The sequence below is a fragment of the Streptomyces sp. SID5464 genome (assembly GCF_009862985.1).
Lineage (GTDB): Bacteria > Actinomycetota > Actinomycetes > Streptomycetales > Streptomycetaceae > Streptomyces > Streptomyces chartreusis_D.
Window position 1 is genome coordinate 127,702 of record NZ_WWIQ01000049.1, and the last position, 14,927, is coordinate 142,628.

Sequence of the window (14,927 nt, forward strand, 5' to 3'; positions counted from 1 at the left end):
CGCTCGCGCCGAAGGGGCTGCGGAGTCGGTTCAGCGCTCCGCGCCCTTGCCCATCGCGACGACCGGTCCGTCGGCGAGCGCCGGGGCAGCGGCCGTCACCGGCATGTCGATGGCAGGAGCGGCGGCGGCCGCGACGTTCATTGCCTCCTGGAGCACTGCGCGTTCCTTTCTCGTAGCGCCGCATGCTCTACTGCCTCATCAACCCGGTGCAGGAGAATTGGTTCCGCAGGTTCACCCGGTTGGCCCGCGTCGCATTCCGAAGACCGCAACTGTGTTCAACCGCGGCGGTCTGCCTGTTCGATGGCCTCGGCCAGTTCGCGCACCGCCCTGTCGTCCGTGGTCCCGGCCAACGCGCGAGCACGGCCGGCGAGTTCAGCGAGGGGGACCGGGGCTCCCGGGAGGCGGTGGTAGCGGTCGTCGCCCGAGCGGAGGGCGTCGGCGAAGTAGGCCGCCACCGCGGTGACCTGGAAGCGGCTGGGGGCGGCACGCAGGGAGTCGTGGAGGGCACCGGTCTCGAGGTCGCCGGACTCCTCGTGCGGGTCGCGGGTGTCCGGGTCGAGCCAGCGGACGGTGGCGGTGGCCAGGTGGCCTTCGGCGCCCGGCTCGGTGCGGACGGCGTACAGGGCGGTGACGGTGTGGCCGGGACCGACCTCGCCGCCGTCGACGCGGTCGTCGCGGAAGTCCTCGTCGGCGACCCGGCGGTTGTCGTAGCCGACCAGGCGGAACTCCTCGACGGTCTCGGGGTCGAAGGCGACCTGGGCCTTGGCGTCGCGGGCGGTGAGGTCGATGTTGCGCGGGAGCTCCTCGCAGAAGACCTCGCGGGCCTCCTCGGTGCCGGACACGTACACGGTGTGGCCGTCGCCCTTGTCGGCGAGGCGTTCCATCAGGGCGTCGCCGTAGTCGCTGCCGACGCCGACACCGAAGAGGGTGATGCCGTGCTCGCGGCGTTCGCCGGAGATCCGCTCCAGGATCGTGTCGGCGTCGGTGTCGCCGGTGTTGGCGAGGGCGTCGGAGACGAGGACGACCCGGTTGGTCGCGCCCTCGCGCAGGCCCTCGACGGCCGTCTCGTAACCGGTCTCGACGCCCGCGCCGAGGTTGGTGGAGTCCCGGGTGTCCAGCTCGGAGATGACGTCGTGGATCTCGTCGCGGTTGCCGTCGAGGCGGGTCATGGGCAGGACGGTCTCCGCCTCGTCGCTGAAGACGACGATCGCGACCGAGTCGTCGTCGCGCAGCCGGTCCGTCAGCACCGAGAGGGACTCCTGGGCGAGATCCAGGCGGCCCGGTTCGGCCATGGAGCCCGAGACGTCGATGACGAAGGTGAGGGCGGCGGGCGGGCGTTCGCCGGTGCGTTCCGTGGTGCGGGTGGCCAGGCCCACGCGGACCAGGGACCAGTCCTCGTCATCGGTGCGGGCGCCGTCGACGGTGACCGAGAAGCCGTCGCCGTCGGGGCGTTCGTAGTCCTGGCGGAAGCTGTTGACGAACTCCTCGGGGCGGACCGTCGAGGGGTCGGGGCGCCGGCCGTCGGCCAGGGCACGGCGGGCGTAGTCGTAGGAGGCGGTGTCGACGTCGAGGGCGAAGGTGGACAGGTGGTCGGGGGCGGCTTCGCGGTCCTCCTGCTCGCCGGTGCCGTCCTCGTCTCCGTGGGCGGGCGCGGGCAGGCCCGCGGTGTGGTCGGGGCGGTCGGCGGCCCGGCTGTCGCTCCCGCTGTCGGTGGTCCCGCCGCACGCGGTGAGCAGCAGCCCGCCGGCCGCCGTGAGTGCGAGCAGCAGGTGTCGCGTCCGGTACCGCTCGTGCCTTCCGTACGGCTGCATCGTTCGTGCCCCCTGGGTCCGTTGGCGTCGGCTTCTTGCGACTGTGACGGCGCAGGGGGCCGGAACGTGCGGTACGGGGCGTTGCGGAAACGTCTCGAAGCGGCCACGGGGACCGGCCTTCGAGACCGGTGGGTGATCCTCCGTTGACCTAGGAGACGACGTCCTTGCGGGCGAAACCGCGGAAGGCCAGGGCGAACAGCACGAGCGCGTACGTTACGGAGATCGACGTGCCCTGGATCATGTCCGTCCACTGCAACTGCGGCTGGACGGCGTCGAGCCAGGCGTACTGCCAGTGCGCGGGCAGGAAGTGCCGCCAGTCGCCGAGGGCCGTCACCTCGTCGAGGACGCTGCCGATGATGGTCAGGAACACCGCGCCGCCGACCGCGCCGAGCGGTGCGTCCGTCCGGGTCGACAGCCAGAACGCGAGGGCCGCGGTGACCAGTTGGGACACCATGATGTACACGACGACGATCAGCAGGCGCTGGGCGGCGGTGCCGGTGGGCAGGGTGCCGCCGGTGGGCAGCTGGAGCGGGCCCCAGCCGTAGGCGGCCGTGCCGACGACGAGGGCGACGATCGGCAGCAGCACCAGCGCGGCGAGGCTCAGGCTGAGTCCGACGGCGAGCTTGGACCACAGCAGCCGGGCCCGGGGCACGGGCGCCGCGAGCAGATAGCGCAGGGACGACCAGCTCGCCTCCGAGGCGACCGTGTCGCCGCAGAACAGGGCGACGGGGATGACGAGGAGGAAGCCGGCGGCGGAGAAGAGGTTGACGGCGGCGAAGTTGGCCCCGGACGCCGTCGCCGTGTCCATGAGGTTCACGCGGTTGTTGTTGCCGCCCGGGTCGCCGCCGACCTGGAAGGCGATGAGCAGGATGACCGGCAGGGCGAACAGGACACCGCCCATGACCATCGTGCGGCGCCGCTTCAACTGCCGGACCAGCTCGACGCGGAAGGGCAGGGTGCGGCCCGCGCGGTAGCCGTCGGCGACCTCGACGGGCTCGGCCCGGTCGGCGAGCTTGCTCATGCTTCGGCTCCGATCAGGGTGAGGAAGGCGTCCTCCAGGCGGCGGTGCGGGCCGACCGACCGCACGGGCACGTCCAGGCGCACGAGTTCGGCGACCAGGCGCTGCGGGCTGCCGTCGGCGTCGAGCTGGACCAGGATGCCCTCGTCGACGGGCACGGCCGAGGCGACGCCCGGCAGGGCGGCGACCTTCTCGACGACGGGCTCGTCCACGGGCGTGGCCGTGCCCACCAGGAGGGTGTCGCCCGAGCCGACGATGTCCTCGACCGGACCGGCCTGGACGAGCTGCCCGTGGTCCATCACGACCAGGTGCGTGCAGGTCTGCTCGACCTCCGCGAGGAGGTGGCTGGAGACGATGACCGTGCGCCCCGCGGCGGCGTAGCGGATCATCACCTCGCGCATCTCGCGGATCTGGGGCGGGTCGAGGCCGTTGGTCGGTTCGTCGAGTATGAGCAGGTCCGGCAGGCCGAGCATGGCCTGGGCGATGGCGAGGCGCTGGCGCATGCCCTGGGAGTACGTGCGCACCGCACGGGCGAGCGCGTCGCCGAGGCCCGCGATCTCCAGGGCCTCCTCCATGTGCGCGTCCTCGGCCGGGCGGCCGGTGGCGCGCCAGTACAGCTCCAGGTTCTCCCGGCCGGACAGGTGCGGCAGGAAGCCCGCGCCCTCGACGAAGGCACCGACCCGGGACAGGACCGGGGCGCCCGGACTGATGGCGTGGCCGAAGACGCGGACCTCGCCGCCGTCCGGCTTGATCAGGCCCATCAGCATGCGCAGGGTCGTGGTCTTGCCGGCGCCGTTCGGGCCGAGCAGGCCGAGGACCTGGCCCTTCTCGACGCGGAAGGACAGGTCCTTGACGGCGTACCGGTCGGAGGCCTTGGCGTACCGCTTGGTCAGGTCCGTGATCTGCAGCGGTACTTCTGCCAGCTCGGGGTCCGGCGGGGCGGGTGCGGCCGTGCGGCGGCGTCCCGTGACGATCAGCGCCAGGGCGATCGCGGCGCCGGCCAGGGGCATCCACCACACCCAGGCGGGCAGCGGGCCCTGTGGGTTGCTCTCGCCGAGCGCCGACGGAACCTTCAGAGCGCCCTTGAGGGAGACGGTGTACGTGGCCGGGGCGGTCGGAGAGGCGTAGCCGAGGTCCGTGGAGGCCAGGACCAGGCGCAGCCGGTGGCCGTCGTCGACCTCGTGGTCGATCGCGGGGAGGGTGATCGTGACGTCCTTGCCGGCCTTGGCGCCCTCCACCCTGAGCGGCGTGACCAGCTGGGAGGGCAGCACCGGCTGGGTGCCGCCCGGGCCGACGTCGTAGACCTTGGCGAAGAGCACCGCGTCGTCGCTGGTGGACTTCACGTGGACCGTGGCCGTCGGGGAGCCGGTGATCTGGACGTCGTCCCGGAAGGGGGCCGACTCGAACGCGGCGAACTGGCCGGGGAAGTCGAGGGAGACCCCGACGCCGAGCGAGGACAGCTGGCTGAGGCCGCCCGCGCCGCCGAGGCCGGGCAGGGCCGAGACGCCGGGCGGGCTCGCGCCGGGCGGGTTGTCGAAGCTCTGCTCGCGGCCGGCCAGGGCGATGGAGCGCTGCTTGCTCTCCAGGCCGGGGTAGCGGTCCGAGGTCACGCCGGTCAGCCGGGGTTCGCCGTCTCCGGAGCCGAGGCCGAGGGTGCGGGTGACGCGGAAGGCGGGGCCGGTGTCGACGCCGTGGTCGTCCTTCAGGTAGCGGTCGAACCAGCTCCGCACGCGGCCCTGGACTCGGCTCGTCTCCATGTCGCCGCCGTCGTGGCCGCCGGCGATCCAGTCGACGTCGACCGGGGCGCCGCCCGCACGGATGACCTTCGCGGCCTGGTCGGCCTGGCCGAGCGGGAACAGGGAGTCGGACTGGCCCTGCATCAGCAGCGTCGGCACCTTGATGCGGTCCCCGACCGCGGACGGCGAACGCTCGTCGAGCATCTTGCGCGCCTCGGTGTCCGGTTTGCCCGACTCGGCGACCCGCTCGTACATCCGGCACAGCGCGGGCTCGAACCGCTCGCAGCCGCCGCCGGAGTTGACGAAGATGCCGGCCCACAGCTTCTTGAACACGCCGTTCGGGAACAGCGCGTCGGCGAGGTTCCAGTACGTGATGGCCGGGGCGATGGCGTCCACCCGGTCGTCGTGTCCCGCCGTGAGCAGCGCGATCGCGCCGCCGTAGGAGCCGCCGGCCATGCCGACGCGGGGGTCGCCGGGCTTGTCGAGTTCGACCTGGGGCTGCTTCGCCAGCCAGTCGATGAGCTTCGAGACGTCGGCGACCTCGCCCTTGGGGTCGTTCAGCCCGATCTTCCCGTTGGACTTGCCGAAGCCGCGCGCCGACCAGGTCAGGACCGCGTAGCCGTCTCTGGCGAGATCCTCGGCCTGCTGCCGTACGTCGTTCTTGCTGCCGCCGAAGCCGTGGCCGAGCAGGACGGCGGGGCGGCGGCCGGCTCCTTGGGAGGTGAAGTAGGAGGTGTCGATACGCACCCCGTTCCCCGTGTCCAGGATCCGGTCGGCGCGGTCGACCGGGGGCGCCTCGTCGGACGCGACGGCCGTCCATGTCCCCGCGCCCGCGAGAACGACGACGGCGGCCCCGGCGGCGAGCAGCCTCCGGGGCCTCCGAAGCAGCCCGTTCAGTCCGGGCAGTCGAAGATCCATGCGTCAACGGTACGGGGTGAAGCTGTCGAACAGTTGTCGACCGGAGGCTGAAGTGGGGGGCCTCCTGGGGGAGTACGCAGGGCCTTCGGCGTACCGCGGGTGGTGTACGGCATCGAGCCCGGTCCCTGTGGTGCGCGGCCGTCCGCGGGTGCGCTGTGGCTTGTCGCGCGGTTCCCCGCGCCCCCTTGGGGCATGCGGTCACTCTTGCGGGATCGACACCAGCCAGCGGGTCTCCGGTCGCGGGCGCAGGTAGAGGGCCCAGTACAGGGTCGCCGCCGCCGTGATGCCGCCCGTCCAGAGGAGGTACGTCGGGTCCTGTTGGATCAGGATGTAGACCAGGAACACGATCAGGAGGAGCGGGGCGGCCGGCCAGAGGGGCATGCGCCAGGCCGGGGTGTGCTGGTGGGTTCCTCGGCGGGAGCGCAGCGCGGCGACGGCGACCAGGAGGTACATGCCCGTCACCGAGACGCCCGTGACGCCGTAGAGGGTGTCCAGGTTCACGAAGCACAGGGCGGCGCCCGGGATGCCCACCGCGAGGGTGGAGACCCAGGGGGAGCCGAAGCGGCCGAGGCGGGAGAAGAGGGTGTTGACCGGGTCGGGCCAGGCCTTGTCCCGGGCCGAGGCGAACAGGACGCGGGAGTTCTGGATGACCATGACGATGCCGGCGTTGATGATCGCGAGGGCCACGCAGAGGCTGACGAACGTGCCGACGGCCGTGTTGGACCAGGCGGTGACCATGGTGCCGATGTCCCCGCCGGTCAGTGCGGCGAGGTCCGGGGCGCCCAGGGTGATCGCGGCGACCGGGACCAGGATGATGACGGTGGAGATGGCGAGCGTGGCGAGGACCGTGCGGGCCACTGAGCGGCGCGGGTTCTCCAGCTCCTCGGATAGGTAGACGGCGGTGGAGAAGCCCTGGGTGACGAACAGGGCGATCGCGAGGCCGGAGACCACGAGCAGGGCGGTGACCGTGTCCGGGGTGCCGTCCGGGGCCGCCACCTGCATCGAGACCAGGCTGCCGGTGCCGCGCTCGGCATGGGCGAAGCCCAGCACCGCCACCACCGCAGCCGCGATGACTTCCAGGACCAGGAAGACGCCGGTGATCCAGGCGTTGGCGCGCAGGTCGAGCAGGCCGGCGAGGGTCGCGAGGAGCATCACGGAGGCGCCCGTCCAGGACGGGTCGAGGTGAACGAGGGGGGCGAGGTAGTCGGCCGTGCCCATCGCGATGACCGGCGGGACGATCATCACGACCAGGAGGGACAGGACGAAGACCAGCCAGCCGGCGAGCCTTCCGGCCAGCGTCGAGACCATGGCGTACTCGCCGCCGGCGCTCGGGACCAGGGTGCCCAGCTCCGAGTAGCAGAACGCCACCGCTACGCAGAGCAGCGAGCCGATGGCGATGGTGAGGGCGGTGGCGGTGCCGAGCGAGCCGAACAGGTCGGGGACCACCACGAACAGTGTGGAGGCGGGCGTGACGCAGGAGAGGGTGAGCAAGGTGCCGCCGACGACTCCGATGGAGCGCTTGAGCTTCCTGGGACGCCTGTCCGGCGCGTGCGCGACGGCGGTCTCGACAGGGCGGAGCGTGTCGGTCATGCGGCGGTTCCCATCGGCTCGGTGGCTCGGCGGTGGATGTGCGCAGCATCGAACCCCGACGAAAGCAGCACGTCAATGGCTGTTTACCTACGAAATCCGCAGTGAACTAGCCCATCGACTGTCCTTTTGAGCACAAGTCGTCAATGGGAACAGGTCCGGGGGTGCCTGCGAGAACCGCAGGCACCCCCGGAGAAAAATCTCAGTGGTTGCGCGGGAAGCCCAGGTCCACGCCCGCCGGGGCGTCGGCCGGGTCCGGCCAGCGGGTGGTGACGACCTTGCCGCGGGTGTAGAAGTGCGTGCCGTCGTTGCCGTAGATGTGGTGGTCGCCGAAGAGCGAGTCCTTCCAGCCGCCGAAGGAGTGGTAGCCCACGGGGACCGGGATCGGGACGTTCACGCCGACCATGCCGGCCTCGACCTCCAGCTGGAAGCGGCGGGCCGCGCCGCCGTCCCGGGTGAAGATCGCGGTGCCGTTGCCGAACGGCGAGGCGTTGATCAGGTCCAGGGCCTCCTCGTAGGTCTCGGTGCGCAGCACGCACAGGACCGGGCCGAAGATCTCGTCCTGGTAGGCCTTGGCGGACGTGGGCACCTTGTCGAGCAGGGAGATGCCGATCCAGTGGCCGTTCTCGAAGCCGTCGACGGTGTGGCCGGTGCCGTCCAGCACGACCTCGCAGCCCTCGGCCGCCGCGCCCTCGACGTAGGACGCCACCTTGTCGCGGTGGACCTTGGTGATCAGCGGGCCCATCTCGGAGGTCGGGTCGTTGCCGGGGCCGATCTTGATCTTCTCGGCGCGCTCGCGGATCTTCTCCACCAGTTCGTCGCCGATCGCGCCGACCGCGACGACCGCGGAGATGGCCATGCAGCGCTCGCCCGCCGAGCCGTAGGCGGCGGACACGGCGGCGTCGGCGGCCGCGTCGAGGTCGGCGTCCGGGAGGACCAGCATGTGGTTCTTGGCGCCGCCGAGCGCCTGGACGCGCTTGCCGTTGGCGGAGGCGGTGGTGTGGATGTAGCGGGCGATCGGGGTCGAGCCGACGAACGAGACGGCCTTGACGTCCGGGTGCTCCAGGAGGCGGTCCACGGCCACCTTGTCGCCGTGGACGACGTTGAACACGCCATCGGGCAGGCCCGCCTCGGCCAGCAGTTCGGCGATCCTGACCGACGCCGACGGGTCCTTCTCGGACGGCTTCAGCACGAAGGTGTTGCCGCACGCGATGGCGACGGGGAACATCCACATCGGCACCATCGCCGGGAAGTTGAACGGCGTGATGCCGGCGACGACACCGAGCGGCTGACGGATCGAGGACACGTCGACGCGGCTCGCCACCTGCGTGGACAGCTCGCCCTTCAGCTGCACGCTGATGCCGCAGGCCAGGTCGACGATCTCCAGGCCGCGGGCGACCTCGCCGAGGGCGTCGGAGTGCACCTTGCCGTGCTCGGCGGTGATCAGCTCGGCGATCTCGTCGCGGTGCGCGTCGAGCAGCGCCCGGAACTTGAAGAGGATGGACGTGCGCTGGGCCAGGGAGGACTGGCCCCAGGTGGTGAAGGCCTCCTTGGCGGCTGCCACCGCCGCGTCCACCTCGTCGACCGAGGCGAACGCGACCTTCGTCGTCACCTCGCCGGTCGCCGGATCGGTCACCGGCCCGTGTGTGCCCGAGGCGCCTTCGACGGTCTTGCCGCCGATCCAGTGGTTGACGATCTTCGTCATGGCCGGGAACTCCTTCACAGATGGCGGCGTCGGGTGGAGACGTGCCGTTCGTACAGCTCACGTGCCTTGACCGCGGACGGCCGTGTCGCGGTTTCGGCCACGGGTACATCCCACCAGGCCTGCGCGGGAGGCGCGCCCGACACTGTGTCTGCCGTTTGGGTCTCCACGTAGACACATGTGGGAGTGTCGGCGGCCCGGGCCTCGGCGAGCGCCGCCTCGAGGTCCCGCACGGTCTTCGCGCGCAGTACGCGCATGCCGAGGCTGGCCGCGTTCGCGGCGAGGTCCACCGGCAGCGGCGGCCCCGTGTACGTGCCGTCCTCGGACGGGAAGCGGTAGGCGGTGCCGAACCGCTCGCCGCCCACCGACTCGGACAGCCCGCCGATGGACGCGTAGCCGTGGTTCTGGATGATCAGGACCTTGATCGCGATGCCCTCCTGCACGGCCGTCACGATCTCCGTCGGCATCATCAGGTACGTGCCGTCGCCGACCAGCGCCCACACGGGACGGTCGGGGGCGGCCAGCTTCACGCCGATGGCGGCCGGGATCTCGTAGCCCATGCAGGAGTAGCCGTACTCCAGGTGGTACTGGTCGCGGGACCGGGTCCGCCACAGTTTGTGCAGGTCGCCGGGGAGGGAACCGGCGGCGTTGATGAGGATGTCCGACTCGTCGACCAGGGCGTCCAGGACGCCGAGGACCTGCGGCTGGGACGGGCGGGTGTCCGGCTCGTCCACCTCGTAGCAGGCGTCGACGCGCTGCTCCCAGCGCTCCTTGTCCTCGGTGTACTCGGTGGCGTACGACGGTGCGACCCGGTGGCCGTGCATCTGCAGCCGCTCGGTCAGCTCCTCGAGGCCGGTGCGGGCGTCCGCGATCAGGGGCTGCCCGGCGAGCTTGTGGCCGTCGAACGAGGCGATGTTGAGGTTGAGGAACCGGACGTTCTCGCCGGTGAAGAGGGTGCCGGAGGCGGTGGTGAAGTCGGTGTAGCGGGTGCCGACGCCGATCACCAGGTCGGCGGTGCGGGCGAGTTCGTCCGCGGTGGCCGTGCCGGTGTGGCCGATACCGCCGACGTCCTGGGGGTGGTCGTGCCGCAGGGAGCCCTTGCCGGCCTGGGTGGAGGCGACCGGGATGCCGGTGGTCCCGGCGAACTCGGCGAGCGCCTCCTCGGCGCGGCTGTGGTGGACGCCGCCGCCCGCGACGACCAGGGGCCTCCTCGCCGCGCGGATGGCCCGTACCGCCTCGGCGAGTTCCGCCGGGTCGGCGCCGGGACGCCGTACGGTCCAGACGCGCTCGGCGAAGAACTCGTCGGGCCAGTCGTACGCCTCGGCCTGCACGTCCTGGGGCAGCGCCAGGGTGACGGCGCCGGTCTCGACGGGGTCGGTGAGCACGCGCATCGCGTTCAGCGCCGAGGGGATCAGGGCCTCCGGGCGCGTGATCCGGTCGAAGTACTTCGACACCGGGCGCAGGCAGTCGTTGACCGAGACGTCGCCCGCGTACAACACTTCGAGCTGCTGGAGGACCGGGTCGGCGGGGCGGGTCGCGAACACGTCGCCGGGCAGGAGCAGCACCGGCAGGTGGTTGATGGTCGCCAGGGCGGCGCCGGTGACGAGGTTGGTGGCGCCCGGGCCGATGGAGGTCGTCACCGCGTGCGTGGACAGCCGGTTGGACTGGCGGGCGTAGCCGACCGCCGCGTGCACCATGGCCTGTTCGTTGCGGCCCTGGTGGTAGGGCATCTCCTCGGTGTGCTCCAGGAGCGCCTGGCCGAGTCCGGCGACGTTGCCGTGGCCGAAGATGCCCCAGGTGGCGCCGATGAGCCGCTGCCGTACGCCGTCGCGTTCGGTGTACTGGGCGGCGAGGAAGCGTATGAGCGCCTGTGCGGCCGTCAGCCTCGTCGTCGGGGTCATCGGTGTCCCTCCCTGTGGATGGAGACGGGTACGCAGGGGCCGCCGCGGGCGTTCAGCACGTGCGCCTCGCGTGGGGGACCTCCGGCGCGGGGCCGTAGCGGGCGGGGAGTTGTCGCTCGCACTTCGCTCCTGCCAAAGCAAAGCGGCTTCCCGCGCCGGAGGCGATCTGGGCCCGGGACCTGCCCGGGAGACGGAACTCCTGGTCTTCTGTGCGCACACGGGTCATGAGGCGGCCCTCACAGCAGTCCTACGGCGGTGTCCACGGCGGCGGCCACATCGCCGTCCGCCGGGTACAGCAGCGAACGGCCGACCACCAGCCCGCGCACGGTGGGCAGTTGGAGAGCGCCGCGCCACTTCTCGTACGCCCCGTCCTGATCGTCGCCCACCTCGCCGCCCAGCAGTACGGCGGGCAGCGTGGAGGCGGCCATGACCTCGGCCATGTCGTCGGGGTTGTCGGTGACCGGCACCTTCAGCCAGGTGTAGGCGGAACTGCCGCCCAGGCCCGAGGCGATGGCGATGGACCGGGTGACGGCCTCGGCGGACAGGTCGTTGCGCAGCCGGCCCGTCTCGTCGCGGCGGGAGATGAACGGCTCGACGAAGACGGGGAGCTTGCGGGCCGCCATGTCGTCGACGGCGCGGGCGGTGGACTCCAGGGTGGTGAGGGAGCCCGGGTCGTCGTAGTCGATGCGCAGGAGCAGTTTGCCCGCGTCGAAGCCGAGGCGCTCGAGGTCCTCGGGGCGGTGGCCGGTGAAGCGGTCGTCGAGTTCGAAGCGCGCGCCCTGGAGGCCGCCGCGGTTCATCGAGCCCATGACGACCTTGCCGTCGAGCGCGCCGAGCAGGAGCAGGTCGTCGAGGATGTCGGCGGTGGCGAGGACGCCGTCCACGCCCGGGCGGGACAGCGCCAGGCAGAGGCGTTCCAGCAGGTCGGCGCGGTTGGCCATGGCCATGCTGCGGCCGCCGACGCCCAGGGCGCCGCGGGCCGGATGGTCGGCGGCGACGATCATCAGCCGGCCGTTGTCGTTCAGCAGGGGCCGACGGGGGCGGCGGGCGGCGGCCTCGGCGATCGCCTCCGGTCGCCGGCTGCGGAGGCGGACGAGTTCACTCACGTCGACGGTCACTTGACGGCCCCCGCGGTGACGGCCGCCTCGATCTCGTCCTCGGTGGGCATCGCGGAGGAGCACTCCAGGCGGGAGGCGACGATGGCGCCGGCGGCGTTGGCGTGCCGCATGGTCTTCTCCAGGTCCCAGCCGGCCAGGAGACCGTGGACGAGGGACCCGCCGAAGGCGTCTCCGGCCCCGAGGCCGTTGAGGACGTTCACGGGCAGCGGCGGGACCTCGGCGGTGGCGCCGTCGCGGTCGACGGCGAGGACGCCCTTCGGGCCCTGCTTGACGACGGCCAGCTCGACACCGGCGTCCAGCAGTGCCCGGGCGGCGGCGTGGGGCTCGCGCACGCCGGTGGCGACCTCCACCTCGTCGAGGTTGCCGACGGCGACGGTGGTGTGGCGCAGGGCCTCCTCGTAGAAGGGGCGGGCCGCGTCCGGGTCCGTCCAGAACATCGGGCGCCAGTCGAGGTCGAAGACCGTCGTGCCGGACTTGGCGCGGTGGGCGAGGGCCGCGAGGGTCGCCGTACGGCTCGGTTCCTCGCTCAGGCCCGTGCCCGTGATCCAGAAGACGCGGGCGTCACGGATGGCGTCCAGGTCGAGCTCGTGGGCGTCGATCTCCAGGTCGGGGGCCTTGGGCCGCCGGTAGAAGTACAGCGGGAAGTCGTCCGGCGGGAAGACCTCGCAGAAGGTGACCGGGGTGGGCAGGCCGGGGACCGGGGTGACCCAGCGGTCGTCCACGCCGAAGCCCTTCAGGGCCTCGTGCAGGTAGGTGCCGAACGGGTCGTCGCCGGTGCGGGTGATCACCGCCGTGTGCCGTCCCAGGCGGGCCGCGGCGACCGCGACGTTCGTGGCCGAGCCGCCGAGGAACTTGCCGAAGGAGGTGACCTGCGGCAGCGGGACGCCCGTCTGGAGCGGATACAGATCCACTCCGATGCGCCCCATGGTGATCAGGTCGTACGCCATCGGCTTCCCCTCGGTGTCGGCTCTCCCCGGCTTTGTAGTCCCCTTCCCGAAGCGCTGTCAATGTTTTGTCCGGACATTCGGACCAGATCATGACAGCGCTTTCCGGATGCCGGGGGCGCATGTGCGTCAAGACGCCCCGCCGGAGCTCCGCCGTGCCCGTGTGCCCCGGCCGTGTCACGAACACCCCCGTCCTGTCACAGGTGTCGCAGGTACCCGGGCCTTCCGTCACACCCGGCGCACAGGCCCTGCCCTGCGTCACCGGGCGTCGTTGACACGGACACAGGCTTGTTGATCGCCAGCGCAGCGCCCGGCTCCCCCGGACGGCCGTCCCCGGCCGCCGCCGTGGCGCGCGCGGGGAGGTGCACGTCATGACCGACCGAAGGCTCTGGTCCTACAAGGAGATCGCCGCACACATCCGGGTGCAGCCGGACACCGTGCGGTCCTACCGCAAGCACGGGCTGCTGCCCCCGCCCGACCACGTCGAGAACGGCAAGCCCTACTGGTACGCCGACACGGTCCGGGCCTGGGTGGCGTCCCGGCCCGCCAACCGCGCCCGAAGAGCCGACTGACCCTCCCGGCCCGACCCCGTGCCCCACCGTCGCGTGGGGCACGGGTGTCTCCGGGGGAGGGTCAGCGCCACGGCTCGATCACCGTCGCGCCCGCCGGTGACGCCGTCCCCATCGCCGCCAGGGCGGGCGGCGCCTCGTCCAGCGGGATCGTGGAGGTCACCAGCAGGTCGGGGCGCAGGACGCCGCTGCGGACCAGCTCCAGCATCGGCGGGTAGCCGTGCGCGGCCATGCCGTGGCTGCCGAGGAGTTCCAGCTCCAGGGCGATCGCGCGGGCCATCGGCACGGGTGTCGTGCCGGTCGGCGAGGGCAGCAGGCCGACCTGGACGTGCCGGCCGCGACGGCGCAGGCCGTTCACGGAGGCGGCGCAGGTGGCGGGGGAACCGAGCGCGTCGAGGGAGAGGTGGGCACCACCACCGGTGAGGTCACGGACCGCCGCCGCCGGGTCCGGCACGGCCGACGCGTCCAGGCACCGCGCCGCCCCGAACTCCCGCGCCAGGTCCAGCGCTCGGGCCGACACGTCGACGGCCACGACCCGCGCGCCCGACGCCGCCGCGATCATCACCGCGGAGAGACCGACCCCGCCGCAGCCGTGCACCGCCACCCACTCCCCCGCCGCGACGCGGCCCTGCCGCACCACCGCCCGGTACGCCGTGGCGAACCGGCAGCCGAGGGAGGCCGCCGTCGCGAAGGACAGCTCCCCGGGGAGCGCCACGAGGTTGACGTCGGCGTGGTCCAGGGCCACGTACTGGGCGAAGGAGCCCCAGTGCGAGAAGCCGGGCTGGGTCTGCCGCTCGCACACCTGGTGGTCGCCCGCCGCGCAGGACGGGCAGGTGCCGCAGGCGCAGATGAACGGCACGGTGACCCGGTCGCCGGGCCCCCAGCGGGTCACCCGGTCGCCCACCGCCTCGACGACCCCGGCGAGTTCATGCCCCGGCACGTGCGGCAGCGCGATGTCCGGGTCGTGGCCCTGCCAGCCGTGCCAGTCGCTGCGGCACAGCCCCGTGGCCTCGACCCGCACGACGACCCCGTGCTCCGCCGGCTCCGGATCGGCGACGTCCCGCACCTCGGCCGGCTCCCCGTCCCGCTCGAACACCACGGCCCGCATGATCTCCCCGCCTTCCGTTCGCGTCCGGGGCGCCGGGGGTCCCGGCGCCCCGGGCAGTCAGCGCCTCGGGGAACGCTAGCCCGTGCCGTACCCGCGACCGCCGGCCGGGGGCGTCGTGAACTCATACCCCCTAGGGGTACAGTTGGACGAGTGGGGACCCCACAGGTCCCCATCGCCACACATGCCTCGACGAGGAGTAACGACATGACCGCCCAGACCGACACCACGGGACCCGTCACCACCGTCTACAAGGTGAGCGGCATGAGCTGCGGACACTGCGAGGGTGCCGTCTCCGGGGAGATCTCCCAGATCTCCGGCGTCAGTTCCGTGACGGCCGTCGCCTCGACCGGCGAGGTCACCGTCGTCTCCGCCACCCCGCTCGACGACGGGGCCGTGCGCGCGGCCGTCGACGAGGCCGGTTTCGAGCTGGCCGGGAAGGCCTGACCGGTTTCCCGAGCCCGAGACGCACAGGCCTGAGACACCCCGGTCCTGGCACTCATACAGACGTACGGGCC

General features: G+C 72.2%; 12 protein-coding genes and 1 pseudogene. 2 read left to right on the top strand and 11 right to left on the bottom strand.

What is annotated here, in order from left to right; translation table 11 throughout:
• Positions 1–30: 30 nt before the first annotated feature.
• The 10 genes and pseudogenes from GTY47_RS41685 to iolC all read right to left on the bottom strand — a co-directional run bounded on the left by GTY47_RS41685 (position 31) and on the right by iolC (position 12,738).
• On the bottom strand, positions 31–156 hold the full coding sequence (locus GTY47_RS41685) for a hypothetical protein (protein WP_267880849.1): 126 nt from the start codon (positions 154–156) through the stop codon (positions 31–33).
• A gap of 119 nt (positions 157–275) precedes the next feature.
• Entirely contained in the window at positions 276–1,811 is a 1,536-nt protein-coding gene (locus tag GTY47_RS23665; RefSeq protein ID WP_010046824.1) for a VWA domain-containing protein, read from the bottom strand.
• A 148-nt stretch (positions 1,812–1,959) separates the two neighbouring features.
• A complete protein-coding gene (locus GTY47_RS23670) occupies positions 1,960–2,832 on the bottom strand; it encodes an ABC transporter permease (RefSeq protein ID WP_010046827.1) in 873 nt (290 codons plus the stop codon).
• The gene (locus tag GTY47_RS23675; protein ID WP_010046831.1) at positions 2,829–5,483 is read right to left on the bottom strand and encodes a CocE/NonD family hydrolase; all 2,655 of its coding nucleotides are present in this window, start codon (positions 5,481–5,483) and stop codon (positions 2,829–2,831) included. Before GTY47_RS23675 ends, GTY47_RS23670 begins: the two co-directional genes overlap by 4 nt.
• A 198-nt stretch (positions 5,484–5,681) precedes the next feature.
• On the bottom strand, positions 5,682–7,073 hold the full coding sequence (locus tag GTY47_RS23680) for an APC family permease (protein ID WP_010046834.1): 1,392 nt from the start codon (positions 7,071–7,073) through the stop codon (positions 5,682–5,684).
• A 199-nt stretch (positions 7,074–7,272) separates the two neighbouring features.
• Positions 7,273–8,775, bottom strand: a complete 1,503-nt coding sequence (gene mmsA, locus GTY47_RS23685; RefSeq protein WP_010046836.1) for a CoA-acylating methylmalonate-semialdehyde dehydrogenase — start codon at positions 8,773–8,775, stop codon at positions 7,273–7,275.
• A 14-nt stretch (positions 8,776–8,789) separates the two neighbouring features.
• On the bottom strand, positions 8,790–10,673 hold the full coding sequence (gene iolD, locus GTY47_RS23690; protein ID WP_010046837.1) for a 3D-(3,5/4)-trihydroxycyclohexane-1,2-dione acylhydrolase (decyclizing): 1,884 nt from the start codon (positions 10,671–10,673) through the stop codon (positions 8,790–8,792).
• 73 nt (positions 10,674–10,746) lie between these two features.
• Positions 10,747–10,851 (bottom strand): annotated as a pseudogene (locus GTY47_RS41185) (5-deoxy-glucuronate isomerase); the annotation flags it as partial.
• 58 nt (positions 10,852–10,909) lie between these two features.
• Positions 10,910–11,791: a hypothetical protein gene (locus GTY47_RS23700; protein ID WP_010046839.1), complete on the bottom strand. Its 882-nt coding sequence runs from the start codon at positions 11,789–11,791 to the stop codon at positions 10,910–10,912.
• Entirely contained in the window at positions 11,788–12,738 is a 951-nt protein-coding gene (gene iolC / locus GTY47_RS23705; RefSeq protein WP_010046843.1) for a 5-dehydro-2-deoxygluconokinase, read from the bottom strand. Before iolC ends, GTY47_RS23700 begins: the two co-directional genes overlap by 4 nt.
• Before the next feature lie 368 nt (positions 12,739–13,106).
• Between iolC and GTY47_RS23710 the strand changes: the two genes are divergently transcribed.
• Positions 13,107–13,307, top strand: coding sequence for a MerR family transcriptional regulator (locus tag GTY47_RS23710; protein ID WP_010046844.1), 201 nt, complete (start codon positions 13,107–13,109; stop codon positions 13,305–13,307).
• Between the two features lie 61 nt (positions 13,308–13,368).
• Here GTY47_RS23710 and GTY47_RS23715 read toward each other — a convergent pair whose 3' ends face one another.
• Entirely contained in the window at positions 13,369–14,412 is a 1,044-nt protein-coding gene (locus tag GTY47_RS23715; protein WP_010046846.1) for a zinc-dependent alcohol dehydrogenase family protein, read from the bottom strand.
• Between the two features lie 204 nt (positions 14,413–14,616).
• Between GTY47_RS23715 and GTY47_RS23720 the strand changes: the two genes are divergently transcribed.
• Positions 14,617–14,856, top strand: coding sequence for a heavy-metal-associated domain-containing protein (locus GTY47_RS23720; RefSeq protein WP_010046849.1), 240 nt, complete (start codon positions 14,617–14,619; stop codon positions 14,854–14,856).
• Positions 14,857–14,927: the final 71 nt, after the last annotated feature.

Coding starts and splice junctions, on each gene's coding strand:
- GTY47_RS23665 (WP_010046824.1), bottom strand. CDS start 1,811: ATGCAGCCGTACGGAAGGCACGAGCGGTACCGGACGCGACACCTGCTG.
- GTY47_RS23670 (WP_010046827.1), bottom strand. CDS start 2,832: ATGAGCAAGCTCGCCGACCGGGCCGAGCCCGTCGAGGTCGCCGACGGC.
- GTY47_RS23675 (WP_010046831.1), bottom strand. CDS start 5,483: ATGGATCTTCGACTGCCCGGACTGAACGGGCTGCTTCGGAGGCCCCGG.
- GTY47_RS23680 (WP_010046834.1), bottom strand. CDS start 7,073: ATGACCGACACGCTCCGCCCTGTCGAGACCGCCGTCGCGCACGCGCCG.
- mmsA (WP_010046836.1), bottom strand. CDS start 8,775: ATGACGAAGATCGTCAACCACTGGATCGGCGGCAAGACCGTCGAAGGC.
- iolD (WP_010046837.1), bottom strand. CDS start 10,673: ATGACCCCGACGACGAGGCTGACGGCCGCACAGGCGCTCATACGCTTC.
- iolC (WP_010046843.1), bottom strand. CDS start 12,738: ATGGCGTACGACCTGATCACCATGGGGCGCATCGGAGTGGATCTGTAT.
- GTY47_RS23710 (WP_010046844.1), top strand. CDS start 13,107: ATGACCGACCGAAGGCTCTGGTCCTACAAGGAGATCGCCGCACACATC.
- GTY47_RS23715 (WP_010046846.1), bottom strand. CDS start 14,412: ATGCGGGCCGTGGTGTTCGAGCGGGACGGGGAGCCGGCCGAGGTGCGG.
- GTY47_RS23720 (WP_010046849.1), top strand. CDS start 14,617: ATGACCGCCCAGACCGACACCACGGGACCCGTCACCACCGTCTACAAG.